Below are 24,734 nucleotides of genomic sequence, written 5' to 3'. Positions count from 1 at the left end.
TTCCTGAGTGAAGCGGGGTTTACCCCTGCGTTTTTATATTAAAAGTCAGCTGACTTAACTCCTGCTCGGCCAGCGGCATACTAAAATAGTAGCCCTGTACCAGATAGCAGGCATTCTGCTTTAAAAACTCGGCCTGAGCTTCTGACTCCACCCCTTCCGCCACCACCCGCAGCTGCATCTTCTGCGCCATAGCGATGATAGCAGCCACGATATCCATATCATTTTGATCTTCTGGAATATCTTTGACAAAGGAGCGGTCAATTTTCAACTCATCAACCGGAAAGCGTTTTAAATAATTAAGCGAGGAATAGCCTGTACCAAAGTCATCAATAGATAAAGAGACACCGAGACGCTTTAACTGATTTAGCTGTTTAATAGCCGCATCGGTGTCACCCATTAACATACTTTCGGTAATTTCAAATACCAGATAAGCCGGATCGACGCCGGTGCGCCGGATAACCTGCTCGATAATCACCGCCAGTTGCTCATCATTAAACTGGCGGGCCGACAGATTGATTGACACACTGACGGCATAACCGCGGCTATGTTGCCGAGCCAGAAAACGACAGGCTTCCAGGATAATCCATTCGCCGATCTGCACAATTAAACCGGTACTTTCCGCAACCTGAATAAAACGTGCCGGCGGCACCAGGGTATTATCCGGCCGCAACCAGCGGATTAGCGCCTCGTAGCCGACCAGCGTCTCCTCAGCCAAGTCAATTTTCGGCTGATAATAAAGAATAAACTGCTGCTCGCGGATTGCTTCCCGCAGCTGATTCTCAATTAACAACCTTTGGTTGGCGGCATCATTAAGCGCCTGCGAGAAAAAGCGGTAAGTGTTTTTACCGCGGGCCTTGGCTTCGTACATGGCAAGGTCGGCGTGTTTTAGTAACAGCTCCTCGTCAATACCATCGTCAGGTGCAATGGTAATACCAATCGACGAGCTGATCGCCACTTCCTGACGGCCAAGACGTACCGGGGAAGCAAAAGCCTGCTGTAACTCTGCCGCAATCTGCCCAACATGGCCTTTATCTTTAATATCACTCAGAATCACGGCAAATTCGTCGCCGCCTAAACGGGCGATTAAATCGTCGTCACGCAAACGACCGGTCAAGCGGCGGGCAACTTCAATCAACAGCTCATCACCGGCATCGTGGCCCAGCGTATCGTTGATCAGCTTAAACTCATCTAAATCAAAATAAAGCAAAGCAAAACTATAATAACCGCGTTGTGACATGCTGATCGCTTTGCGTAGCTGATCCCGGAAATAGCTACGGTTCGCCAGTCCCGTCAGGGCGTCATAATACGCCAACTGCTCCATTTGCTTCTGACTTTGTTTGATAAAGGAAATATCCTGCATCGTCGCCACATAATGGCTGAGCATACCCTTATCATCCCGGATCGGTGCAATGGCAAGTGTCACCCAGCGCGGTACCTCATCCTGTCCCTGACTGGGTTGTAAAATCACATCACCATGCCAGTGCTGGCGGTGCTCCAAGGTATGACTGATGTCAGCCTGCAACTGTTGTAGATCGGTGGCAAATAACTTTAACAGCGAACTACCGTTGAGTTGGCTGCCGTCCTGCGCCAACATTTCCAGTAGAAAAGGATTCAGGTATTCAATTTCCAGATGACGGTTGGTAATCGCAATGCCCGAACTGGAAAACGACACCGCTTTACTGAGTTTTCGCGCCTGTAATTCCGCCTGCTCTTTTTCCGCGATCCGGCTATTTAGACCTTCGACCAAATCACTGATTTCGCGTGACATACTAACGAATGCCCGATTCAGCATCCCCAGCTCGTCTGTCTTGTTATCCAAAAATAAGCCAGGCAGTAAGCCCTGCCCCAGCCGGTCAACTGCAAATGCCAGCCGTTTTAACCGTTTCAGTAATAACTGATGAATAAACCAATACAGCAGTAAGGTCAGTAACAACGCTATTGCGACACAAAGTAATAGGGCTTGCCGCTGTAGTTGTTGCTGTTCCGCCAACAACTGTTGCCGGTCCTGATACAGCAAAAGATACCAATCAAGCGTAGGTAAAGCACTGACCGTCAGCAAGTAGTCCGGCGCCAGCGGAGCCAACGGCTGTGAGAGCCCCGTTTTGGCCAGTGACCTGGCCACCTGCTCTAACTGCGGCTCCGCTGGTCCGCCGGCCTGATAAAAGCTGAACATTGGCAGCGACTGCTCCTGGCGCGCCACTAACAGTGATTGTCCGTTAGCGTCCAACAGCTGACTCCGGTTCAGCGGGCTCCAGAAGCCCAGGTTAGCGCGATTTTGCGTCAATTCCTGCAAGTTCACACTAAAGCCCATCACGCCAAGGAAGCGATCCTGCTGATAAACCGGTAGTAACAGACTGACAAACCATTTCTGCCACACTGCATCGTAATAGATTGGGCTCCAGCGCAGTGCCCGCTCCGGATTGGCCACCGGGGCGACCAATTGAAACAACGGATTTTCGGTCGCAGATACCGTGGATTCAACGTGCATCACCCAATCGGCCGGCGCTATTCGTAAATAACCACTGGCCGACATAAAAAATACACTGGCAAATTCTTGCTGTAGCAGCGGCATCATTTGCTGCCAGGCTCGCGCTGTATTATTCAACTCTGGCGAATTAGCTGCTGTCGCACTTCCTGCTGGCAGATAGACGCCTGACCATTCATCGCGAAAACGTTGGCTACCATCATTAGCGTTCAACCGTTCGGTGACAGAGGGAACAGGCAGTTCTGATCGCATCAGGTGCCGCAATAGCACCTGCTGCGCTCTGGACGCTTTTAACTGTAGTTCCTGCAGCTGACGCTCAAACTGCTGCTGATAATTTTCAGCGGTACGATTGATCCCCTGCTGCTGTTGCTGCAGTATGATATTTTGTTGATATGTGGTAAATGCTAAAGTAATAGTCAATCCGGTTAACAGCACCGCCAGAAAAACAATGGCCGATACCTTTAAACCGATTGAGTTTATCCCTGTCGCCTTATTCTGAGTAAGATCCTTCACCTATAGGGCTCGCTACTGTTATAGTGACTTGGAGTGCCAATGACAGGTACAGTTACACCTGTTTAATACTTTACCGTGTTTTACGTTAATCTAACAGAAGAGACTACACAAATGAAAAAAGCCCTGCTTGCTACTCTGTTGTCTGCATCCCTGGCCTTGCCGGTAGTTGCCAACACCGCCTTTACTAACGGCAAAGACGCTGTGAGTTACCGCCAGGCCAGTTTCCAGTTGATCCGCCATAATATGGGCGATATTCAGGATATGATCCGTGGTAATGTTGCCTTTGATGCAGAACGGGTGCAACGTCGTGCTGAAGCCCTGGCATTACTGAGTCAGTTACCCTGGGAAAGCTTTACGGTGCCCGGCGCTCAGGAAGCTGGCGGCAAGGTTAAACCTGCCATCTGGAACAATTTGCCGGAAGTTCAGGAGCGCGGCGAAAAACTGGCAGCTGACGCGGCAGCACTGTTAGCTGCGGCGAAAACCGCTGAACAGGCAGAAATTCGCAAAGCCTTTGGTGACTTTGCCCGTAACTGCAAAGCCTGTCACGACAAATATAAAGCGGATTAACCGCAGTTTACGTCTGACCAAGAGGGGCAGTACTCGGCACTGCCCCATGTAGACTAATCATGATTAGATAAAACGCAGTAATACTGCGCCCTGCCAGTAATAAAACAGTACCAGCAAGGCCGCTACCAGCACAAAGTAGCTCCAGCTGGCACGCAGCTTTGGTGCATCATTGCGATTCGCTGTTTTACTGTAGCCACTTAACATCGCCCAAATCACGTTATCGTAGCGAATACTGTGCCAGAGTGCGGCCAGAATATGCACCGCTACGCACAGTAGGATCAGATCAATATTCAGCTTGTGAATTTTCGATGCCAGTGACACCCATTCCTCTGATAAATAGCGTACCAGCGGGCCATCACTGATATAGCTGTTATCAAAGGTCGCCAAACCGGTCAGTAATTGCAGACTCAGCAGCAGTATCAATGCCAGGATCATATAGCCTCCCGCCGGATTATGCCCCAATACCGGTACCGGTCGCCGTAAATAGCGCACAGCCGCCAGCGGCGACGCAACAAAGTGACTAAAACGGGCACTGGCACTGCCATAAAAGCCCCAGCAAATACGGGCGATCAACAAGGCCGCCAGCGTGTACGCCAGTAGCTGATGCTGCGCCATCAAGCCTTCATTACCGGTATACCAGAGCCCAGCCAACAGCACGACTTGTGACCAATGGAATACCCGCACCGCTAAATCCCAGACTTGTACCTTGATCAACATTGAGCTTTCCTTTTGTTGTGCTAACCTTTTGATTTTATACCAGCGGATTAGAAAGATGAAAATATTAAGCTGGCTGTTTGCGCTACTATTACTGCTGATTTTAGTCTGTTCCGGCAGCCTGTATCTGTTTTTACGAGGCAGTTTACCGGACTATAATGGCCGCTATCAGGCAGCAGTGGCGGATCCCGTTACCCTGGCACGCGATGCCCTGGGCTACCTGGTGATCCGCGCAACGGAGCGTACTGATGCCGCCTACGCGCTGGGCTTTGCCCATGCACAGGAGCGTTTTTTTCAAATGGATGTCAGCCGCCGTTTCGCGGCCGGTGAGCTCTCTGCGTTATTTGGCTTACGCGCTCTGGCTCAGGACCAACAGCAAAGACCCCACCTTTTTCGTCGCCGTGCTGAGCAACTGCTGACCACATTACCGGCAGACGAATTGCAATTGCTGGCCGCTTATAGCCGTGGCGTAAATGAAGGCCTTGCCAGCTTAGCCCGCCCGCCTTTTGAATACAGCTTACTTAAAGCTGAGCCTGAAGCCTGGCTGGAAGCCGATACCTTACTGGTGATCTATAGCATGTACCTGGATTTACAGGGCAAGGCGGGACGTGACGAATATGCGATGACCAAGCTCAGTGCTGCCCTGCCCGCAGACTGGTATCAGTTTCTGCAGCAACACAGTGCCGACTGGCAAGCAGCCATTGATCACAGCCGGGTTAACGCCGTCCCTGTACCCGATAGCCCTTATCCGGCGATCTTAAGACAACAGCTAAGCTGCAGCCATTGTGCTATTAAAGATGCCACTGACCTTGGCAGCAATAATTTTGCCGTAGCAGGCAGCGCCACCCCGCACGGTGCGGCTATTCTGGCCGATGATATGCACCTGTCACAGCGGGTACCCGGGATCTGGTACAAGGTACAGCTGAACTGGCAGCAACAGGGACAGAGCCGGCAAGTCACGGGTTTAAGCTTACCCGGTACCCCGGCTATCGTCGTTGGCTCTAACGGTCATATTGCCTGGGGTTTTACTAATACCACCGCAGACTGGCATGATCTGGTCAAAGTGACCTTGTCAGAGGACCAGCAGCAATATCTAAGCCCCCAGGGCTGGCAAGATGTAAAGCACTATCAGGAGCAGATCCACATTAAAGATGCCCCGACGGAGCAGCTAACGGTGCTTTACACCGAGTGGGGCCCGCTGCTCCCCTTTCCTGACGAGCAACCTTATGCGCTGCGCTGGATTGCGCATCAACCCTATGCGGTAAACTTTAATCTGCGGCAACTGGAAGTCACCACTGGCGCAGCCGAGGCCTTAGCACTGGCACCGACTATCGGCATTCCGGCACAGAATCTGTTAGTCGCAGATGCCGCCGGCAATATCGGCTGGACAGTGTTTGGCCCGATCCCGGAACGTCAGGTCGCCGACTGGGACACCGCTCAGACCTGGCATCAGGGCAGTAATTTTTGGGGAGAGATACTGCCAGCCGACGCTTATCCCAGCATCCTCAACCCGGACTCCGGCCATCTCTGGTCTGCTAATGCCAGAACCATAGGGGGAGATGCCTATCATCTGATTGGCAATGGCGGCTATGATTTAGGTGCCCGTGGCCATCAGATCGCCAGCAGCCTGCAACAGTTAAATGACGCCGACGAAAATGCCCTGCACCGTATTCAACTCGATCATCGCGCTGTGCTGTTAAGCCGCTGGCAACAGCTGCTGTTAGCCGAGCTCAGCCCTACTGTGGCGGAAGAAACGGGATTAAGCGATTTTCGTCAGTATATTGCCGAATCCTCAGATTACGCCGCACCGGATGCCATAGGTTATACCCTGCTGCGGCAATTCCGGCTTAGCATGCTGGAGCTGACCTTTGCCCCCATCGCTGCATTACTGGAACAAGCCGGTGCCCGCAGCAGCGATCTAAAATATTCGCTGGAAACCCCGTTTTGGCTGCTGTGGCAACAGCAGCGCCCGGATACCTTACCGGCGGCATATAGCAGCTGGCAGGAGCTGCTGTTAAGCGCCGCTCGGGATAGCCAACAGAAGATCTTGGCGCAGTATGGCAGTTTGCAGCAGGCCAACTGGGGCAAACGCAACAGTGCGCGGATCGAGCATCCGCTGGCTTCAGCTATACCACTGCTCGGCCGCTGGCTGAATATGCCGGTTACGCCGCTAGCCGGCGACAGCCATATGCCGCGGGTACAGCATGCGGCCTTTGGCCAATCGCAACGGATGGTGGTGGCTCCCGGCCAGGAGCAAAGCGGCATTCTGGTGATTCCGGCAGGACAATCCGGGCATCCGCTGTCACCCTTTTACCGGGCGGACCATCGTTACTGGCAGGCAGCAATAGCCCTGCCCTTTTTACCGGGGCCGGAAAAATATCAGCAGCTGCTGCTGCCAGCCCCTTGACTTTGGCCATCCAGACGGATTATGGTGCTGGTATGAAAACAGTATCAGTTGTGCTCGGTTTTTTTAGCTTTACCACCTTAGCGAGGAGGTAGCTGACCGTGCGCGCGCGTTAAGCAGAAACCTCCCAAGCCGGGAGGTTTTTTTTTGAGTCGTTTTAGTAGCTATCAGCACAGAGGCCGTTATGGAATTAGATCAGATCAGAACCGCGATCAGCGATACCGATCAGCAGTTATTGGGATTACTGGCAAAAAGGCGTGCACTGGCATTGGCCGTCGCCGAAGCGAAATTATCGCAGAACAAGCCCATTCGCGATCAGAAGCGGGAACAGGAATTATTGCTGTCTCTGATTGAGCAAGGTAAGCCGCTGGGACTGGATGCGCAGTATGTGACACGAATTTATCATGTCATTATCGAAGACTCAGTGCTACAGCAACAAGCCAAGGTGCAGGGCCAGTTAAATGGCGAACATACGCCGGCGGTACGGGTAGCCTTCCTTGGTGGTCAGGGTTCATACAGCTACTGGGCAACGCAAAAATATTTTACCCGCCGCGCCGAGCGCATTATTGAACTGGGCTGTGACAGCTTTAATGAAATTGTCAAAGCGGTGGAAACCGGCCATGCCGACTATGCGGTATTGCCAATTGAAAATACCTCATCCGGTTCTATTAACGAGGTATATGACTTACTGCAGCACACCCGCTTATCGATAGTCGGAGAGTTAACCCATCCGATCGAGCACTGCTTGCTCGGCCTGCCTGGTACCGACCTGAGCAAAGTACGCCAGGTCTGCTCCCATCCGCAGGTCATTGCCCAGTGTAGCCAGTTCTTACTGGGGCTGACTAACGTTAAAATTGAATACTGTGAAAGTTCATCCGCCGCCTTTGCCAAGGTAAAAGCCCTACAGGACCCCACTATTATCGCGATTGGCGGCGAGGAAGGTGGCAAACTCTATGGCCTGGAGGTGTTAACCCGCGAACTGGCGAATCAGAAACAAAACGTCAGCCGCTTTATTGTGGTCGCCCGCAAACCGGTGCAGGTGGCAAAAGCGATCCCGGCCAAAACCACCTTTATTATGTATACCGGCCAGCAACCCGGCGCTCTGGTTGAAGCGCTGCTGGTACTGAAACAACATGGCATCAGTATGAGCAAACTCGAGTCACGCCCTATTCCGGGTAATCCGTGGGAAGAGATGTTTTATGTCGATGTCAGCGCCAATCTGAATGACTACGCGATGACCCGCGCGCTGGAAGAACTGAACAATCTGACTAAGTTTGTCAAAGTGCTGGGCTGCTACCCGAGTGACGAGGTCACGCCAACTGAGATCCAGGCATAAGTCTGAACAGCCAGGCCTGAACAGCCAAGCCTTAACAGATAAGATCGAGGGCAGCCCAGAGGCTGCCCTCACTGTATCAGAACAGGATCTGCTGGCCCTGCTCCGGGATCTGCGCCTGAATACCGGCCTCTGCCAGTATCTCTTGCAGCACCTGTTGCGCTTCAGGTTCGCCATGCACCAGATAGAACTCGGGCGTGCCGCCAATGGCTGTGGCCCAGCGTACTAGCTCAGTTTGTCCGGCGTGCGCAGAAAAGCCGCCAATGGTGTGCAATTTGGCTTTTACCACCGTGTCCTGACCGAAAATTTTCACCCGCTTTTCACCATCCACCAAACGCCGGCCCAGAGTGCCTCTGGCCTGAAAACCAACAAAGATGAGATGGTTAGTGTTTTTCCATAAATTATGTTTCAAATGGTGCACAATGCGACCGCCATTACACATACCGCTACCGGCAATAATAATAGCGCCTTGGGTAACCCGGTTAATTGCCATCGAATCTTCGACTGTCTGAGATAGCTTTAACATCGGCAATAGCTGCTCCAGCGTCATGCCACGCCGATAACCAATTTTCTCCAGATCATCTTGTTCCAACCGATGCAAATATTCACTGTAGATCTTGGTGATGCTAATCGCCATCGGACTATCGAGAAAGACCATGCGCTGCTTTAAGCGGCCTTGGCGGTGTAACAAAGCCAGATAATATAAAATCTCTTGCGAGCGGCCGAGGGCAAAAGCTGGCATAAACACATTGCCGCCATCGTTATAGGCTTGTTCTAACGCTGTCGCAAACTCCTCGATGGTATTATCCAGCGGCTGATGGTTACGATTGCCATAGGTACTTTCCATCAGCACAATATCGGCCTGGTCAATCTCGGTTGGTGCCGGCAGCAGTACAGTCGCGGGATTCCCCAAATCACCGGAGAACACCAGTTTTTTCATCGCCTGCTTACCCTTTAGCCAGAGCTGCACTATGGCCGACCCCAGAATATGGCCGGCATCAGCAAACTCCAGCTCAACGCCCTGCAGCGGAAAGGCCCTTTTGTTATAGCCCAGCACCCGCACTAAGTCACTCACCCGTTCAGCATCTTGCAGCGACATCACCGGCTCATAAATCTTCTTACCGGCACGGGCGGCTTTGCGGTTTTGCCATTCCAGATCTTTTAAATACAAATTGACGGAGTCCTTTAACAGCACCGGTAACAGTTCGGCGGTGCCCGGAGTACAGTAAATATTGCCACCAAAGCCTTTCGCTACCAGCAAAGGCAATAAGCCGCTATGATCAATATGCGCATGCGACAGGATGACGGCATCTATGTCCTTTGGTTTAAACGGGAAACGGAACTTGTGCCACTCTCTGACCTGATCCGCACCCTGCACCATGCCGCAGTCCAATAACAGCTGCTGCTGATTAAGATTAATCAGGTAGCAAGAGCCGGTTACCTGCCTGGCGGCACCTAAAAAACGTAAACTGGCATTAACGGGCATCGGGTTGCTCCTCTTGGTTAGGCTCAGCAAAATCGTGTTCTGGCTGGCCCTGTAGTTTAGCCAGCGCCAGCATGGCGCGGGTGAGTTGCTGGTTAAAACGGCGCAGCTCAGCAAAGCGTAACAACTGATCACCACCGGAGTCATTCGAAACGCGTTCAGTGAGCACCAGCAAATACAGTTGATCTTTTAGTTTCTGCCGTTGCCGCATAAGATCGCGGTAACAACTGCGCACCGCCTGAGCATCATCCGGCCAATGTGCCGCAACCAATTGTTGCCACAGTGGCTGTTCGGGCAGCAGGGCGTTGGCATCGCGCTCAGCTTGCTTAGCCAGCTCTGGTAACAGTTGTACAGTCATTTCCAGACGCAGCGAATTTTTAACCAGCTCGTTCAAAGCCTGTGATTCTTTATCTGCCAGTTGGCTTCTGCCTAACTTCTGCAAATAACTGTTAATTTCGGCTTGTAATTGCTTGATATGCTCTATCCCCTCGCTACTGAGCGCTTTAGTCTGACTCAGCGCCAGCGCCTGGGCACTAATCAACTGGCCAACCCTTAAACTTTCCATACCGAGCGTTTTTATGGCCACCGCCGGGATACTTAAGCTGGACGCATCCAGCACCCGTAGCTGGCCAATTTTTTGCGCCCGAAAGCGGCTATTCAGAAACAGCACCAAACGGCTGGTTAAAGGCCACATCAGAATCACACCAAGAATATTAAAGATAGTATGAAACAGCGCCAGACTAATCGCCGGATTGGGGTCATGAAACAGCGCATCCTGGATCAGGCTGATTAACCACAACAGCGGAGTGAGAATCAGTATTGCCGCCAGACCGGTGACAATATTAAAAATGACATGCAACATCGCCAGCCGCTTGGCCTTGGCCGTTGCCGCCAGAGTGGAAATAATCGCCGTCGAGGTAGTGCCCAGATTGGCACCAATGACAAAGGCAGCGGCTATTGATAGTGGTATCACACCAGTGGAGGTTGCGGTAATGACCAGCGCCAACACCGCAATCGATGCCTGCATGACCACGGTCAGCAAGGTGCCTAGCAATACGCCAAGCAAAATGCCCCAAAAGCCTAACTGGCTCAGTAGCGCAAACTCGATATCGACAAAAACGGTATTAAAGCTGTCTTTCAGGTAAGCCAAACCGAGAAAAAATAGCCCAAATCCAACCAAAGCCTCACCAACCCCCTGGCGCCGGCTGGATTTGGCAAAGAGTTTTAGTAAGGCTCCCACCCCAATCAGCGGCATTGCCAGCGCATCTATCTTAAATTGCAAGCCGACTAACGCCACAAACCAGCCGGTCAGGGAGGTGCCGACATTACTGCCATAAATCACAAAGGCAGCATTTTGTAATGACAAGATGCCGGCATTGACAAAGCCGATGGTGGTGACAGTAATCACAGTTGAGGATTGTACGGCGACGGTAGCGGCCGTACCAAATAGCAAGCCTTGCCAGGATTTTTGCGTGCCCCGCTCCAGAAAGTGCATCAGCGCCTGCCCGGCAGCAGCCTTCAGGCCCTTACTCAGCCAGTCCATCCCAAGCAGGATCAAACCCAGAGCGCCCAGGCCAATTAAAATATCCGTCAACACCGCCTCCCTGTTACTTTTCTGTGTTATAACCCAACTTTACAACGCCTTAGCTGTTTTGTATCAAGAAAATGTCAGACTTTTTAAAAGGACCTTGTGATGACTGAGCGCAACGCTTTATCGAAACGCCACTTCGCTACCGCCCAGGAGTCGTTGGATGCCATTTCCCGACTGCAGGACCATGACTCCTACAAACTTGCTTTTGCCGATCCCGGCTTTCTAATGCAGGATGAGCTGCGGCATGTCCGGTTGCAACTGGAGTATCTGAAACCGCAGCTGGTACTGGATCAGCATCAAATTAATGCCACCATAGTGGTATTTGGCAGCGCACGTTTCCTGGCGCCCGCTGATGCAGCAAAGCAGCTGTCGGAAGTGAAACAGTATGTTATTACAGAGCCAGATAATCCGGCTGCTATTCATGCATTACAGCAGGCCGAACGCGATCTTAAGAATAGTCGCTATTATACTGCGGCGCAGGAATTCGCCCGTCTGGTCACTCAGCATAGCTGTCAGCATCCTGACTGCGCGCTGACCATTATCAGTGGTGGAGGCCCGGGGATTATGGAAGCAGCAAATCGCGGTGCCATGGAGGCTAACGGTAAAAGTATTGGCTTAAATATTGTACTGCCGAAAGAGCAGCACCCTAACCCCTATATCACCCCGGAATTCTGTTTCCAGTTTCATTATTTTGCCATTCGCAAAATGCATTTCCTACAACGGGCACGGGCGCTGGTGGCCTTTCCGGGTGGCTTTGGTACGCTAGATGAGTTGTTTGAAACCCTAACCCTGATCCAAACCAGAAAAGCAGAACGGGTACCGGTTATCCTGTACGATAAAGCTTTCTGGCAACGCTTGATCAATTTCGAGATGCTGGCAGCAGAGGGACTGATTAGCCCGCAAGACCTGGAACTGATTCAGTATGTCGACAGCCCTGAGCAAGCCTGGCAGGTGATTTATGATTTCTATCAGTTGGGTAAGTAGTATCCATAATTTCGGGCGCTAACTGCGCCCGTCTGCCGCTTTTTGCAGTAATTGCTTACTTTCCTGCAGAAATTGCTGCGCCAGCTCGCCGAAGAACTGCTGGCCCTTGGCAAATTCCGCCATTAAACCGGCTTTATCCTGTACTGCCAACAAGCCCAATAGCTGAGTAAAACGCTGCTGATAACGCTGCAGCAACGCCGTCACATCAGCCGATGACAGCATAATATCGGCATAAAGTTCAGCATTCTGCGCAAACAAACGCCCCACCATCGCCAGTTCCAGCCGGTAAATCGGTGAACTGAGTGCCAACAGCTCATTTAAATCAGCCTGCTCTTCGGCTAGATGCACACCATAGACCAAAGAGGAAAAATGCCGCATCGCCTGGATCAGTTGCATGGCGCTATCATGTTCTTCTGCCGCTTTGGTCGTCAGCTCCGCGCCCCAGATCACCAGTTGCTTTAATAACCACTGATAGTCTTCCGGCTGCCGGCCGTCGCAGACTACGACGACTTGCTTAATCAGGTTATTGATGTCCGGACCAAACATTGGGTGTAAGCCAACGACAGGCCCGCTATGCTGTGCCAGCATCGCTTGCAGCGGCCGCGCCTTAATACTGGTTAAATCGGCCAGTACGCACTGCGCAGGCAATTTTGGTAACTGCGCAATCACCTGCTTGGTTAGCGTAATAGGTACCGCCAGTAATACCAGGGCCGCATCCTGACATAGCTGGGCCGCCTGCGGCCAGTCCTGAGGTTCCAGTATTGCCACCTGATAACCTGAGCGTTGAAATAAGCTAACAAAACGCCCACCCAATGCCCCGGCGCCGCCGACCACCACCACCTTGCCGCCACTGGGCCGGCAACAAACAAAGTGCTGATCCTGGGTAGCATAAGACTCACGCATCACGCGGCGTAACAGGTCCTCTACCAGCTCTGGTGATACGCCTTGTTCTAGCGCTTGCTGTCGTCTGGCAGCAAGTAACGCCTGCTCACGCTCCGGTACATAGACCGGCAGCGCGTAGTGTTGCTTCACCTGCCCAACCTGGGCTGTAACTCTGGCCCGGCGTGCCAATAGCTCGACAAGCTCACTATCCAGCTGATCAATTTGCTCTCGCAGCGGCTGTAACGCCGCTGCCGCTGCATCACTGGGCTTCACCTTAGGCCACCGCCGCCAGTTGCCGCATTTGTTGCGCTAAACTGTCCAGCAAATCCGCGGTGGTTGACCAGTCAATACAGGCATCGGTGACTGAGACACCGTATTTTTCAGCTTTGCCATTAACGATATCCTGGCGCCCGGCCTGTAAGTGGCTTTCCAGCATAATGCCGATAATGGCGTTATTGCCGGCCAAACGCTGCGCCAATACCTCTTGTGCCACCAGCGGTTGCCGGTTATGGTCCTTATTGGAATTGCCATGGCTGCAATCAACCACAATGCCGTGTGGTAGTTTGAGTTTATCCAATTGCGCCAACGCAGCCTCGATGCTGGCGGCATCATAGTTAGGTTTGGCACCACCACGCAAAATAATATGCCCATCCGGATTACCGGCAGTTTGGATCAGGCTGACCTCTCCTTTTTGGTTAATGCCAAAAAAGGTGTGGCCGCTGGCAGCCGATTGCAGGGCATTGAGCGCCACACTTAAACTGCCATCAGTACCATTTTTAAAACCTACCGGCATCGACAAGCCGCTGGCCATTTCACGGTGAGTTTGCGACTCCACAGTACGGGCACCAATCGCCGCCCAGCTAATCAGATCCGACATATACTGCGGGCTGATCGGATCCAAAGCTTCGGTCGCGACCGGCAATTCCAGCTCGACCATTTTCAATAACAGCTCACGGCCCCAGGTCAAGCCGGTCTCTAAATCAAAAGAGTCATCCAGGTGGGGATCGTTGATAAAGCCTTTCCAGCCGACAGTGGTACGGGGCTTTTCAAAGTATACCCGCATTACGATATACAGACTGTCCTGATAGGCTAACTGCAGCGCTTTTAACTTATTGGCATATTCAATGGCGGCAACAGGATCATGGATAGAACACGGACCTGTTACCACTAACAAACGTTTGTCACGGCCGTGAATAATATTGGCGATATCAGCGCGGGCCTTGGCAACAAAGTCCGCGCCTTGCTCTGATAAAGGCAGTACCCGTTTTAATACAGCCGGCGAACTTAAGGGTTTCTGCGCCACTATGCGCAGGTCATCGACGATCATGGACACGATTGAGCTCCTTTGCAGTGCTGCGGAGACTAAGCATAGGCAAGAGTCTGTGCTTATGCCGCCTGCCGACGCAAAAAAGCGTTATTTTTCGCTATCTGCGCTAAGCAAGCTGTGCAAAAACCCGACCCAACACCGTAAACTTACCCATACGGCACGTATCTATAAAATTACAATAAGCCTGAGTGTACGGATAGACGGCTATCAGGTCAACCCTGCAAAGCAATAAAAATAAGGATAAGTGCGCCTTTAGCGCAGAAACGCAAAAGTATATTTAACTTTACAGCGGCGTAGCGAAATAGCGAACTCAGGTGATGAACAGCAGGAAGAGGTTACAGACGCTGTAAGATTTTTTGATACGCCAGTGAGATACGGACAAAGGTGGTTTTATCACCGCCGCGATCCGGATGATGTTTTAGCGATAAACGCCGAAAGGCCTTTTTCAGATCGCTGAGGCTGCAAGGCCAATCCAGTTGTAGCAGCTGTAACGCCTCATCATCGTTCAGCAGGATCGTGCTGCTACTACCGCCTTGGCGCTGCAGATAGTACTGCCAGAAGCTCGCCAGTCGCTTACTTAATGCCACCGGCGTCATCCGCCAATAGTTTTGCCAGTCGGCATAGTAGGCTGCCTTGCTGTCGGTAAGCAGCGGCAGTTTGTCTCGCCAGGGCGCAATTTTAATTCGTGCCAGGCCAATATCCAGATAAGCGGTATTGCTTAGCGCCCAACGCTCTGCCAGTCGATATAACAAGTGATACAGCACAAAATGGCGTTGGAATAGCGCAAACTGGCTATCTTGAATGGTGCTAAGGGGTTTTAAATCCAGCAGCGTCAGAAGTTGCTGCTCTGTCAGCTCGCCAAAACGGCGTAACAGGATCTGCTCCAACCGAAGCTCCAGTTGTTGCAGCTGAGTGGGATTAAGCGGTGCTGTAGCAGTCAGTTCTGCCATAAAAAAACAGGGCCGGCATAGTGCCGGCCCTTAACAGCTTAGTTAAGCTTTTCGCGGATACGCGCTGATTTACCTGAACGATCGCGTAAGTAGTAAAGCTTAGCACGGCGAACGGCACCACGACGTTTAACGGTGATGCTGTCTACCAGCGGGCTGTGCGTCTGGAATACACGCTCAACACCTTCGCCATTAGAGATTTTACGGACGGTGAATGCAGAGTGCAGACCACGATTACGCTTAGCGATAACAACGCCTTCGTAAGCCTGTAAACGGGTTTTGTCACCTTCTTTAACTTTAACCTGAACCACTACAGTGTCACCTGGAGCGAACGCAGGAACGTCTTGTTTCAGCTGTTCCTGTTCAAGTTGCTTGATGATGTTTTGGCTAACTTTGCTCATAACAATCTCACTTTACCTGGAGTTAACTATCTTGCTTGCTGCTGCAACGCCTGGTATTCCTGTTGGAATTCTGCCAGTAATTTGCGTTGCTCCTTAGTCAGAGCCAGGGAATTTAACATATCCGGCCGTCTTAACCAGGTTCTACCAAGAGCCTGTTTCAGACGCCAGCGTCTAATTTCTTCATGGTGCCCACTCAGCAATACGGCGGGTACCTGTTTGTCTGCTAACACCTCTGGGCGGGTATAATGTGGACAATCTAATAAGCCGGCCGCAAACGAATCCTGCTCAGCAGATAAATCATGTCCCAAAACCCCGGGCACCAGTCGCGACACGGCATCAATTAATACCATTGCCGGCAACTCGCCCCCGCTTAGTACGTAATCGCCGATTGACCATTCTTCGTCAATTTCGGTTTCGATCACGCGCTCGTCAATTCCTTCGTAACGGCCTGCTACCAGGAGCAGTTTCGGATGTTTTGCCAGTTCAGCCACACCTTGCTGGTCTAGTTTGCGGCCTTGCGGCGACAAATAAACCGTATGCACCTTACCTCCCGCTGTGGCTTTCGCCGCACGAATGGCATCGGTCAGTGGCTGCACCATCATCAGCATACCGGGGCCGCCGCCATAAGGCCGGTCATCAACAGTGCGGTGTTTGTCCGTGGTAAAATCCCGCGGGTTAAAACACTCAAGCTGAATAATGCCCTGCTTTACAGCCCGACCAGTGACACCGTATTGCGTAATCGCCTGAAACATCTCCGGAAACAGTGAGACAACGCCCACCCACCTTGGTTGTTCCTGCATTAAAACGCCGGGTCCCAATCTACTGTGATTTGCTTATTCGCCAAATCCACTTGCTTGATCACAGTCTGTTCAAGAAACGGAATTAAGCGCTCACCCTTACCAAAGGCATCAGTCCGGTTGGCTTTCACCACTAACACATCGTTAGAGCCGGTTTCCATTAAGTCAGTTACCACACCCAGATCATAGCCTTGCTCATTCACTACTTTCAGATCCATCAGATCTTTCCAGTAGTACTCGCCATCGTCCAGCGCCGGTAAGGCATTGGCGGCAACCGCGATTTCAGCATTGACATAGGCCTGCGCCTGTTCCCGGACATTAATGTCAGTCAGTTTGGCGATTAAGCCATTACTATGCCGTTTCCAGCTGCTGACTGTTACTGTCTGCCAGTTACCCTGAAATTTGACCTGCCAGGGTGTGTAATCAAAAATCCCTTCCGGGATGTCCGTGTAGGAGTTAATTTTTAGCCAGCCATTGATGCCGTAAACCGCACCAAACTTGCCAAGTACTACAAAATCTTTTTCACTCAACAGTGACAACTCCACACGCCTTGCTAATTAAGCAGCTGCTTTCTTAGCGTTTTTTACCAGAGTGGCCACGCGATCACTCAGTGCAGCACCTTGTGCTACCCAGTGGTCAACGCGATCCAGGTCCAGACGCAGTTTCTCTTCAGTGCCGCTGGCGATTGGGTTAAAGAAACCCACGCGCTCAATAAAACGGCCATCACGAGCAAAACGGCTGTCCGCTACCACAACTTGGTAAAATGGACGCTTTTTCGCGCCACCACGTTGTAAACGAATAGTTACCATACCGTCCTCTAATTTCAATCGTTCAGGTTTTAAAAAATAACAAAGCCCGCAGTCGGACTGCAGGGCTGCTGCATTGTACGGATTTTTGCCGCGAATGCAAGGCATTTCGCGGCCTGGCAACCCGTCACACCAGGATCAGCGCGGTGGCAACATACCAGGTGGTAACTTGCCGCCCATGGCCCGCATCATCTTCATCAGGCCACCTTTACCACTCATCTGTTTCATCATTTTCTGCATCTGGGTAAATTGTTTCAGCAGCTGATTGATCTCCTGCACCTGAGTGCCGGAGCCGGCCGCTATCCGTTTTTTACGCGAGCCTTTCAGCAGGTCGGGAAACTCACGCTCTTTCGGCGTCATCGAATTAATAATGGCTTCCATCCGCACAAACTGCTTTTCATCTAACTGACCGGCGGCACCGGCCGGCAGATTTTTCATCCCCGGCAGCTTGTCCATCAGTGACATCATGCCGCCCATGCTACGCATCTGTACCAGCTGCTCGCGAAAATCTTCTAATGAAAAGCCTTTGCCCTTCATCATCTTCTGCGCCATTTTCGCGGTTTTTTCTTTATCGACTTTCTGCTCAAGCTCTTCAATCAGGCTTAGCACATCGCCCATACCTAAGATGCGCGAGGCGATCCGATCCGGATGGAACGGCTCTAAGGCGTCAGTTTTCTCACCGGTACCGATAAACTTAATTGGCTTACCGGTGATATGGCGGATCGATAAGGCGGCACCACCACGGGCATCACCGTCGGCCTTGGTTAGAATCACCCCGGTTAATGGCAAGGCTTCGTTAAAGGCTTTGGCCGTATTAGCCGCATCCTGACCGGTCATGGCATCGACCACGAACAGGGTTTCAATTGGTTTTACCGCGGCATGCAGCGCCTTGATTTCATCCATCATCTCGCTGTCGACATGCAAACGACCGGCGGTATCGACCAGCAGCACATCAAACATCCGGGTTTTGGCATGCGTGATAGCCGCATTAACAATAGCAACCGGCGCCTGTGAGATGTCGCTGGGGAAAAACTCGACATTAACGGCTTTGGCTAAGGTTTCCAGCTGCTTAATCGCAGCAGGCCGGTAAACGTCGGCCGATACCACCAACACTTTTTTCTTTTTGCGTTCGGTCAGAAACTTTGCCAGCTTACCCACAGAGGTGGTTTTACCGGCCCCCTGTAAACCTGCCATCAGGATCACCGCTGGCGGTTGGGTATTCAGGGCCAGTTCTTCATTCGCCTCGCCCATGGCTTCTTCCAGGGCTTTACGGACGATTTTCAGAAATTCCTGCCCCGGGGTCAGACTCTTGCTGACCTCCAGACCCACAGAGCGCTCTTTGATCTGGTTGATAAAGTCTTTAACAACCGGCAATGCCACGTCAGCTTCGAGCAGTGCCATTCGCACTTCCCGTAGCGTTTCTTTAATATTGTCTTCAGTAAGACGACCACGACCACTAATATTTTTCAGGGTCCGGCTTAAACGATCTGACAGATTTTCAAACATAGCGGAGATCCAATTCGGTAATTGCGCCGATTATAGCGCGTTGTACTGTTATCGTCAGCCTTAAGCGCATCTTACTGTATGCTGCTGGGCTTTACCCGAAACTTGCAATACAATAATCCACTTACTGCGTCACAGGAGTGTTAAGTATGCCGATGTTGTTACCCGCGCTGGCTTTGGTTGCCTATACGGTTGCAACTGTTACCCTGCTATTGCGGCTATTCCATCCGGCCGGGCCAAACTTTAAACTGGTTTTCGGTGCCGGTACCCTGGGTGTGGTATGCCATATGCTCAGCCTGGCAGGCAGCATCTTTACCGAGCAGGGGCAAAACTTCAGTCTGTTGAACGTCAGCTCATTGGTTGCCTGGCTGTTAACCCTGGCGGTAACCCTGATTTCCCTGCGCAGTCCGGCTGTGTTGCTATTACCTATAGTCTACACCGCCGCCGCCTTACTGCTGCTGGCCGGTCTGTTTATTCCCGGCACAGTGCTGTTACAGCATTTGGGACAAAGCCCGGGGCTGCTGGCCCATATTGGTCTGGCTTTTAGCGCCTATGTGGTGCTGATTATGGCCACGCTGTACTCAATTCAAGTGTCTTATATCAGTTATAAACTGAAACATAAAAATTTCTCTGGTGTCAGTCGCTTTTTGCCGCCATTATTACAGGCAGAGCAACTGCAATTTCGCTTGCTGGCAGCCGGTACCGCCTTGTTAACTCTGGCACTGGCCAGTGGTGTACCCTATATGAAAAGTTGGGTCGACCATAAAACGCTGCTAAGCCTAATCGCGCTAATTGTATTCGGAGTGCTGTGCTGGGGGCATGCCCGTCAGGGCTGGCGCGGTAGAACCGCGGTATCTCTGACTGTAGTCGGCAGTATTTTCCTTACCCTGGCCTATTTTGGCAGCCGCTTTGTAAAAGAAGTCCTGCTGGGCAGATTCTGAAACCGCTCTACACTTTGTCAGGCAATAAAGGTAATTAACTTTTGGACGCAATCTCAACCAGTACACTCTTTATTATTTTGGGAGTGCTACTGTTCATCTCGGCCTATTTCTCGGGTTCAGAAACAGGCATGATGTCCGTTAACCGCTACCGGTTAAAACACCTAGAAAATGAACAACATAAAGGCGCAAAACGGGTGGCCGAATTATTAGACCGGCCAGATCGACTGATCGGTTTGATCCTGATTGGCAACAACCTGGTGAATATCGCAGCCTCCGCGATTGCGACCATTATTGGTATGCGACTGTATGGCGATGCCGGTATTGCTATTGCAACCGTGATCCTGACACTGGTGATCCTGGTATTTGCGGAGGTCACGCCAAAAACCCTGGCGGCACTGCATCCGGAGCGGATCGCTTTTCCAAGCTCCGCCTTACTAAAACCGCTGTTAAAACTATTTTATCCGCTCGTCTGGTTAATTAACTGGATCACCAATGGCTTACTGGCCGTGATGGGCATTAGCCCGGAAAAGCATCAGGGCAACAGTCTGAGTGCAGAAGAGCTTAGAACCGTGGTGCATGAAGCCGGCGCCCTGATCCCGGAGCAACATCAGAATATGCTGGTGGGAGTATTGGATCTAGAAAATGTTACCGTGGATGACATTATGACGCCGCGTAACGAAATCGCCGGTATCGATATTAACGACGAATGGAAAGATATCGTACGCCAGCTAGCCAACGCCCAGCATAGCCGGGTATTGCTGTATCGGGATAGTATTGATGATGCGCTGGGATTTATTCACCCACGGGATCTGGTGCGGCTACTGCTTAAAGATCAGTTTACCAAAGCAACTTTGCTACGCTCTGTGCACGAAATCTACTACATTCCAGAAGGCACACCACTTAATACGCAACTGCTGAAGTTTCAAAGCACCAAGGAACGTATTGGGTTGGTAGTTGATGAATACGGCGATATTCAGGGGCTGGTGACGCTGGAAGATATTCTGGAAGAAGTGGTGGGTGAATTTACTACTGATGTGCTCGAAGATAAACACGAGGCGATTATTCAACAACCGGACGGTTCTTACCTTATCGACGGCAGCATCAGCCTGCGGGATTTGAACCGGCAAATGCAGCTGGAATTCCCAACTGACGGCCCGAAAACGCTGAATGGTCTGTTACTGGAACATCTGGAAGAGATCCCGCAAGGCGCAATGAGCGTTAAGCTAGCCGGCTATCCACTGGAAATCGTCGATGTGCAGGATAATATGATTAAAACGGTGCGGCTGGTTCTGACACGCTAGCCAGCCGCTGAACCACAGACTAACCAAATAGCAGGCGGCGTAACCAGCCGCGCTGCAATTCTTTCTCACAACCTTTTAATTGTTGCTGGTAAATCCGGGCTCTGTCGTCAACCTGACGCGCAGTACGGATCAACCAGCCCTTTTGTTGATGAGTGCCACGCCGGTAACCGCCCCAGCCTTCGTGGTAGTTCAGATAAAGCCGGTAAGCGTCATCTTTCGGCACCTTATTTACCTGGTGGGTCTTATCGATATACCAGCCAATAAAATCCACCGCATCCGCAAAGTTGCTGCGGCTGGCAAATAATCGACCGGTATCCTTGACATAGTCGTCCCAGGTTGGGGTTTTTGCCTGGGAATAGCCATAGGCTGAGCTCGCACGACCATAAGGGATAAAGCCGAGAAAATAACGCATAGGTGGCCGGGCATTGTGCCGGAAACCACTTTCCTGATACATAAAACTGATCGGCACAGCGATTGGCATGCCCCATTTGTCACTGGCATTGGCGCTGGCTTTATACCAGGAGCGGTTCTCACGAAAGATCTCGCAGATATCGCTTTTATTTTGCGGGGGCGGCGTCGCACAGCCGGTTAAGGCCGCAGACAAACCTAATATGATCAGGAGTTTATTTTTTTTAATCTTTTTTTGAACTATCAGCATAAGGGGGATTCTAACAAGGTGCATGGATGCAACCAAGTTTTTTGTTTTCCCTGGATTCTCCTTTACGGCTACCACCTGGTAGCCGTTTTTTTATCTGCTATTCGGCGGTACAGGCTGGCACTTCACGGAAATAGTCAGCCAGGTACTGTTCAAAACTCAGGGTATCAGCCGCTTCGATTTGCTGCTGGCGCAGGTGCGATTGCGCCGCCGCCGCAACAAAGTCCTGTTCGCTGTAATACTGATATGGCTCTGCCAGGAGCTGGCTACGATAGCCTTCTGCCAACTGCCGCATATAGGGACCATTGTCCTGCCGAGTGCTCAGCAGATGATTGAGGACCTTACCGGAAGGTGTTTGTGCCGGATCTAATAAGCTTAGATAATACTGGCGCATCGCCGCCTGATAGCGGTCGGTCTGATACGCCTGATCCAGCCATTTGGCGATTGGCATCATATCGGCAAACAGTTGTTCGGCCCAATCCTGCATCAGGCGTGGCTGACCATCCTGCAACAGCTCCAGATTAGTGCGCCGACCATCAGTCACCACCTTTTTCAGGTTCTGCTCAGTAACCTGCTGCTCAGCAGCTGATAACGGCGGGCTTTGCTCCAGTAAACAGTACAGCAGGAACACATCCAGAAAACGCATTTGTTCAGCACTAATACCAATACTACTGAACGGATTGACATCCAGCGCCCGCACTTCGATATATTCGACGCCCCGCTTGGCCAGGGCACAGGTCGGCCGCTCGCCCGATTCGGTGGTGCGCTTAGGACGAATAGTCGAGTAAAACTCGTTTTCAATCTGCAGCACATTACTATTCAGCTGCTGAAAAACCCCATCCACCTTGACACCAATACTCTGATACTCGGCAGAGGGCTGGGTCACAGCCGCATGCAAACCACTGATATATTCCGGCAAACTATTATAAGTAATATTTAAACTGGATTGAGCGCTGTTGGTATAGCCTAAATCACTCATCCGTAGTGAGGTCGCATAAGGCAGGTAAAGCGAACCCTTGCCCAGTTTTTGGAACGCATAACGCGACTGACGCCCTTCTAAAAAGGACTGACACATTGCCGGCGACGCGCCAAACAGGTAGACAATGAGCCAGGCAAAGCGCTTATAGTTGCGGATCAATGACAGATACTGTGCCGACACAAAATCTTGCAGCGTCGCGTCATCCTGTAACAACTGCTGATACGCTTGCCAGAAGCTCTGCGGTAACGAGAAATTAAAATGCACGCCACTGATGGCCTGCATCATGCTGCCGTAGCGGTTTTTCAGTCCTTGCCGGTACAGGGTTTTCATCTTCCCGACATTCGACGACCCGTACTGTGCTAACGGGATCTGGTGCTGGTCGGTAATAAAACAGGGCATACTGGCCGGCCATAGCCGTTCATCACCCAGTTGTCGTACCGTAAAGCGATGAATGTCCGCCAGTTGCGCCAGAGTTTGTTCAATATCCTCACCGGCAGGGGTAATAAACTCCAGCAGTGATTCTGAAAAATCGGTGGTGATCCAGGGGTGTGTCAGCGCAGAACCCAACGCCCTGGCATGGGCGCTTTGTGCCAGACTGCCGTCCTGATTAACGCGTAAGGTTTCGCGCTCGATCCCACGCTTAATACCAAGGATACTCTGCTGTAGTCCCTGCTGTTGCAACGACGACAAAACTGCGGTGATGCTAGCGCTCAAGATGATTCCTTACTGAGAATGGCGTTCCCCAATCATTGGGGAACGCCAAGCTGATATCAAGAGGTGAAACACAAAATTGGCTATGACGCTACGAGCCTGGTAGCAGGCTCAGTTACCGGCGTCAGTTTTTTCGGGTTTGGCGCTCTCCGCTTTAGCTGCTGTCTCATCCAGAAAATCAGCATCTTCGGAATCGCCCACCACATGCTCCAGTTTAAGTTTGCGTACGCTGCGAAAGGTCGTAATGGGTCCCGAGCAGGCATAAGCAAAGAAAATAATAAATAACATCTGCGCCGGCCGGGCAGCGATGACCACGAAGACCAGCACGACCAGCAAGATCGTCAGAAAGGACACCCGATCACGCCAGTTCAGGTTTTTAAAGGAGTTGTAGCGGAAATTACTGACCATCAAAAAGCCGGCGGTGATGGTCAGTAAACCCACCAGATAGCCGTACTTATCACCATCAATCTCAAAGCTGGCGCCGTTCCAGACCATACCGGCCACCAGGGCAGCCGCCGCCGGACTGGCTAAGCCCTGAAAGAAACGGCCATCTGTTACACCCAGATTGGCATTGAAACGCGCTAAACGTAAGGCGGCACAGGCCACATAAATAAAGGCCGCCAACCAGCCGAACTTGCCCAGATCCGCCAACGCCCAATTATAGGCAACTAAGGCTGGTGCTACACCAAAGGCCAGTAAATCAGACATGCTGTCGTACTGTGCCCCAAATTCACTTTGGGTATTGGTTAAGCGCGCTACGCGGCCATCCAGGCCATCAAAGATCATTGCGATAAAAATCGCCACGGCAGCGGCTTCAAAACGACCATTCATTGATGATACGATGGCAAAGAAACCCGAAAAAAGCCCGGCGGTTGTCAGCAGGTTAGGTAACAGATAGATCCCTTTACGCGGACTGCTATCACTGTTTTTTAATTCTGTCATAAGGCAACTTCTAAAATAACGATTACACTGATTATAAGGGACATAACATAACATGGATAGAACCATGGCAAAAGTGAAGTACATCTTTCTCGGCACCCTGTTATGCCTGGCTCCGCTGACCATCGCCCAAACGGTTTACAGCTGGCAGGATGCAAAGGGTGTGATCCATTTCTCGCAACAGCCGCCGGCTGAGGGAGAATACCAGTTAGTCACGATTAAGGTCGGTAGCGGTTCATCTGCCGTCACCACCGTTGCGCAAGGCGTAAGTTCAGGTGCGGTGCTTGATCCGGTGTTGTGTCAACAAGCCCGCGATCAATTGGCGATGTTAAACAGCGAGCAGGAACTCTTTACCAAAGAAGCGAACCAGGAAGCAGTGCGCTTACTGACAACAGAAGAGCGCCAGCAGCAGATCCTGCTGGCGAACTTTGAGATCAGAAGGCGCTGCCCGGCCACACCTTAGCCGGGCTG

At 51.5% G+C, this 24,734-nt stretch carries 22 protein-coding genes; 7 read left to right on the top strand and 15 right to left on the bottom strand.

What is annotated here, in order from left to right; translation table 11 throughout:
* Positions 1-19: 19 nt before the first annotated feature.
* Positions 20-2,905: an EAL domain-containing protein gene (locus H1D31_RS05310; protein WP_261256723.1), complete on the bottom strand. Its 2,886-nt coding sequence runs from the start codon at positions 2,903-2,905 to the stop codon at positions 20-22.
* A gap of 204 nt (positions 2,906-3,109) precedes the next feature.
* On the opposite strand from H1D31_RS05310, the gene H1D31_RS05305 reads away from it, so the two are divergent.
* Positions 3,110-3,565, top strand: coding sequence for a c-type cytochrome (locus H1D31_RS05305; RefSeq protein ID WP_008609847.1), 456 nt, complete (start codon positions 3,110-3,112; stop codon positions 3,563-3,565).
* 63 nt (positions 3,566-3,628) lie between these two features.
* Here the strand turns inward: H1D31_RS05305 and H1D31_RS05300 are convergent, their stop codons facing one another.
* Entirely contained in the window at positions 3,629-4,282 is a 654-nt protein-coding gene (locus tag H1D31_RS05300; protein WP_261256720.1) for a cytochrome b/b6 domain-containing protein, read from the bottom strand.
* Between the two features lie 55 nt (positions 4,283-4,337).
* Here H1D31_RS05300 and H1D31_RS05295 point away from each other — a divergent pair, with 55 nt between their 5' ends.
* Together H1D31_RS05295 and H1D31_RS05290 are read left to right on the top strand one after the other, a co-directional pair.
* Positions 4,338-6,686, top strand: a complete 2,349-nt coding sequence (locus H1D31_RS05295; protein ID WP_261256718.1) for a penicillin acylase family protein — start codon at positions 4,338-4,340, stop codon at positions 6,684-6,686.
* A 181-nt stretch (positions 6,687-6,867) separates the two neighbouring features.
* Positions 6,868-8,019: a chorismate mutase gene (locus tag H1D31_RS05290; RefSeq protein ID WP_261256717.1), complete on the top strand. Its 1,152-nt coding sequence runs from the start codon at positions 6,868-6,870 to the stop codon at positions 8,017-8,019.
* 76 nt (positions 8,020-8,095) lie between these two features.
* Here H1D31_RS05290 and H1D31_RS05285 read toward each other — a convergent pair whose 3' ends face one another.
* Together H1D31_RS05285 and H1D31_RS05280 are read right to left on the bottom strand one after the other, a co-directional pair.
* A complete protein-coding gene (locus H1D31_RS05285; RefSeq protein ID WP_261256715.1) occupies positions 8,096-9,502 on the bottom strand; it encodes an MBL fold metallo-hydrolase RNA specificity domain-containing protein in 1,407 nt (468 codons plus the stop codon).
* Entirely contained in the window at positions 9,492-11,096 is a 1,605-nt protein-coding gene (locus tag H1D31_RS05280) for a Na/Pi cotransporter family protein (protein ID WP_261256713.1), read from the bottom strand. Before H1D31_RS05280 ends, H1D31_RS05285 begins: the two co-directional genes overlap by 11 nt.
* 96 nt (positions 11,097-11,192) lie before the next feature.
* On the opposite strand from H1D31_RS05280, the gene H1D31_RS05275 reads away from it, so the two are divergent.
* Positions 11,193-12,074, top strand: a complete 882-nt coding sequence (locus H1D31_RS05275) for a TIGR00730 family Rossman fold protein (protein WP_261256710.1) — start codon at positions 11,193-11,195, stop codon at positions 12,072-12,074.
* A gap of 18 nt (positions 12,075-12,092) precedes the next feature.
* Here H1D31_RS05275 and tyrA read toward each other — a convergent pair whose 3' ends face one another.
* The 8 genes from tyrA to ffh all read right to left on the bottom strand — a co-directional run bounded on the left by tyrA (position 12,093) and on the right by ffh (position 18,740).
* Positions 12,093-13,229, bottom strand: a complete 1,137-nt coding sequence (gene tyrA, locus H1D31_RS05270; RefSeq protein WP_261256707.1) for a bifunctional chorismate mutase/prephenate dehydrogenase — start codon at positions 13,227-13,229, stop codon at positions 12,093-12,095.
* A 1-nt stretch (position 13,230) separates the two neighbouring features.
* Positions 13,231-14,283: a 3-deoxy-7-phosphoheptulonate synthase gene (locus H1D31_RS05265; RefSeq protein ID WP_261260071.1), complete on the bottom strand. Its 1,053-nt coding sequence runs from the start codon at positions 14,281-14,283 to the stop codon at positions 13,231-13,233.
* Between the two features lie 335 nt (positions 14,284-14,618).
* Positions 14,619-15,233: a DNA-J related domain-containing protein gene (locus tag H1D31_RS05260; RefSeq protein WP_261256705.1), complete on the bottom strand. Its 615-nt coding sequence runs from the start codon at positions 15,231-15,233 to the stop codon at positions 14,619-14,621.
* Positions 15,234-15,271: 38 nt separating this feature from the next.
* A complete protein-coding gene (gene rplS, locus H1D31_RS05255) occupies positions 15,272-15,631 on the bottom strand; it encodes a 50S ribosomal protein L19 (RefSeq protein ID WP_261256703.1) in 360 nt (119 codons plus the stop codon).
* 26 nt (positions 15,632-15,657) lie between these two features.
* On the bottom strand, positions 15,658-16,431 hold the full coding sequence (gene trmD, locus H1D31_RS05250) for a tRNA (guanosine(37)-N1)-methyltransferase TrmD (RefSeq protein WP_261256700.1): 774 nt from the start codon (positions 16,429-16,431) through the stop codon (positions 15,658-15,660).
* Positions 16,431-16,967: a ribosome maturation factor RimM gene (gene rimM, locus H1D31_RS05245; protein ID WP_261256699.1), complete on the bottom strand. Its 537-nt coding sequence runs from the start codon at positions 16,965-16,967 to the stop codon at positions 16,431-16,433. Before rimM ends, trmD begins: the two co-directional genes overlap by 1 nt.
* Before the next feature lie 18 nt (positions 16,968-16,985).
* Positions 16,986-17,237, bottom strand: a complete 252-nt coding sequence (gene rpsP / locus H1D31_RS05240; protein WP_008609832.1) for a 30S ribosomal protein S16 — start codon at positions 17,235-17,237, stop codon at positions 16,986-16,988.
* Between the two features lie 135 nt (positions 17,238-17,372).
* Complete coding sequence (gene ffh, locus H1D31_RS05235) at positions 17,373-18,740, bottom strand: signal recognition particle protein (protein WP_008609830.1); 1,368 nt, start codon at positions 18,738-18,740, stop codon at positions 17,373-17,375.
* A gap of 146 nt (positions 18,741-18,886) precedes the next feature.
* Between ffh and H1D31_RS05230 the strand changes: the two genes are divergently transcribed.
* Together H1D31_RS05230 and H1D31_RS05225 are read left to right on the top strand one after the other, a co-directional pair.
* Positions 18,887-19,678, top strand: a complete 792-nt coding sequence (locus H1D31_RS05230; RefSeq protein ID WP_261256696.1) for an inner membrane protein YpjD — start codon at positions 18,887-18,889, stop codon at positions 19,676-19,678.
* A 41-nt stretch (positions 19,679-19,719) separates the two neighbouring features.
* Entirely contained in the window at positions 19,720-20,979 is a 1,260-nt protein-coding gene (locus tag H1D31_RS05225) for an HlyC/CorC family transporter (protein ID WP_261256694.1), read from the top strand.
* 19 nt (positions 20,980-20,998) lie between these two features.
* Here the strand turns inward: H1D31_RS05225 and H1D31_RS05220 are convergent, their stop codons facing one another.
* The 3 genes from H1D31_RS05220 to pssA all read right to left on the bottom strand — a co-directional run bounded on the left by H1D31_RS05220 (position 20,999) and on the right by pssA (position 24,266).
* Entirely contained in the window at positions 20,999-21,637 is a 639-nt protein-coding gene (locus H1D31_RS05220) for a hypothetical protein (protein WP_261256692.1), read from the bottom strand.
* 97 nt (positions 21,638-21,734) lie between these two features.
* The gene (gene gshA / locus H1D31_RS05215; protein ID WP_261256690.1) at positions 21,735-23,327 is read right to left on the bottom strand and encodes a glutamate--cysteine ligase; all 1,593 of its coding nucleotides are present in this window, start codon (positions 23,325-23,327) and stop codon (positions 21,735-21,737) included.
* 108 nt (positions 23,328-23,435) lie between these two features.
* Positions 23,436-24,266, bottom strand: a complete 831-nt coding sequence (pssA, locus tag H1D31_RS05210; protein ID WP_261256688.1) for a CDP-diacylglycerol--serine O-phosphatidyltransferase — start codon at positions 24,264-24,266, stop codon at positions 23,436-23,438.
* A 64-nt stretch (positions 24,267-24,330) separates the two neighbouring features.
* On the opposite strand from pssA, the gene H1D31_RS05205 reads away from it, so the two are divergent.
* Positions 24,331-24,726 carry a DUF4124 domain-containing protein gene (locus H1D31_RS05205; protein ID WP_261256686.1) on the top strand — a complete coding sequence of 132 codons (396 nt, stop codon included), beginning with the start codon at positions 24,331-24,333 and terminating at the stop codon, positions 24,724-24,726.
* Positions 24,727-24,734 lie beyond the last annotated feature (8 nt).

The sequence above is a fragment of the Alishewanella sp. BS5-314 genome, from assembly GCF_025377695.1.
Classification (GTDB): domain Bacteria; phylum Pseudomonadota; class Gammaproteobacteria; order Enterobacterales; family Alteromonadaceae; genus Alishewanella; species Alishewanella aestuarii.
The sequence above is the reverse complement of the archived record's forward strand: the minus strand, read 5'-3'. Positions and strand labels throughout refer to the sequence as shown.

Bases quoted from the DNA above. Each gene is read 5' to 3' on its own strand.
- H1D31_RS05305 (WP_008609847.1), top strand. From the start codon at position 3,110: ATGAAAAAAGCCCTGCTTGCTACTCTGTTGTCTGCATCCCTGGCCTTG.
- H1D31_RS05300 (WP_261256720.1), bottom strand. From the start codon at position 4,282: ATGTTGATCAAGGTACAAGTCTGGGATTTAGCGGTGCGGGTATTCCAT.
- H1D31_RS05295 (WP_261256718.1), top strand. From the start codon at position 4,338: ATGAAAATATTAAGCTGGCTGTTTGCGCTACTATTACTGCTGATTTTA.
- H1D31_RS05290 (WP_261256717.1), top strand. From the start codon at position 6,868: ATGGAATTAGATCAGATCAGAACCGCGATCAGCGATACCGATCAGCAG.
- H1D31_RS05285 (WP_261256715.1), bottom strand. From the start codon at position 9,502: ATGCCCGTTAATGCCAGTTTACGTTTTTTAGGTGCCGCCAGGCAGGTA.
- H1D31_RS05275 (WP_261256710.1), top strand. From the start codon at position 11,193: ATGACTGAGCGCAACGCTTTATCGAAACGCCACTTCGCTACCGCCCAG.
- H1D31_RS05265 (WP_261260071.1), bottom strand. From the start codon at position 14,283: ATGATCGTCGATGACCTGCGCATAGTGGCGCAGAAACCCTTAAGTTCG.
- H1D31_RS05260 (WP_261256705.1), bottom strand. From the start codon at position 15,233: ATGGCAGAACTGACTGCTACAGCACCGCTTAATCCCACTCAGCTGCAA.
- rplS (WP_261256703.1), bottom strand. From the start codon at position 15,631: ATGAGCAAAGTTAGCCAAAACATCATCAAGCAACTTGAACAGGAACAG.
- trmD (WP_261256700.1), bottom strand. From the start codon at position 16,431: ATGCAGGAACAACCAAGGTGGGTGGGCGTTGTCTCACTGTTTCCGGAG.
- rpsP (WP_008609832.1), bottom strand. From the start codon at position 17,237: ATGGTAACTATTCGTTTACAACGTGGTGGCGCGAAAAAGCGTCCATTT.
- ffh (WP_008609830.1), bottom strand. From the start codon at position 18,740: ATGTTTGAAAATCTGTCAGATCGTTTAAGCCGGACCCTGAAAAATATT.
- H1D31_RS05230 (WP_261256696.1), top strand. From the start codon at position 18,887: ATGCCGATGTTGTTACCCGCGCTGGCTTTGGTTGCCTATACGGTTGCA.
- H1D31_RS05220 (WP_261256692.1), bottom strand. From the start codon at position 21,637: ATGCTGATAGTTCAAAAAAAGATTAAAAAAAATAAACTCCTGATCATA.
- pssA (WP_261256688.1), bottom strand. From the start codon at position 24,266: ATGACAGAATTAAAAAACAGTGATAGCAGTCCGCGTAAAGGGATCTAT.
- H1D31_RS05205 (WP_261256686.1), top strand. From the start codon at position 24,331: ATGGCAAAAGTGAAGTACATCTTTCTCGGCACCCTGTTATGCCTGGCT.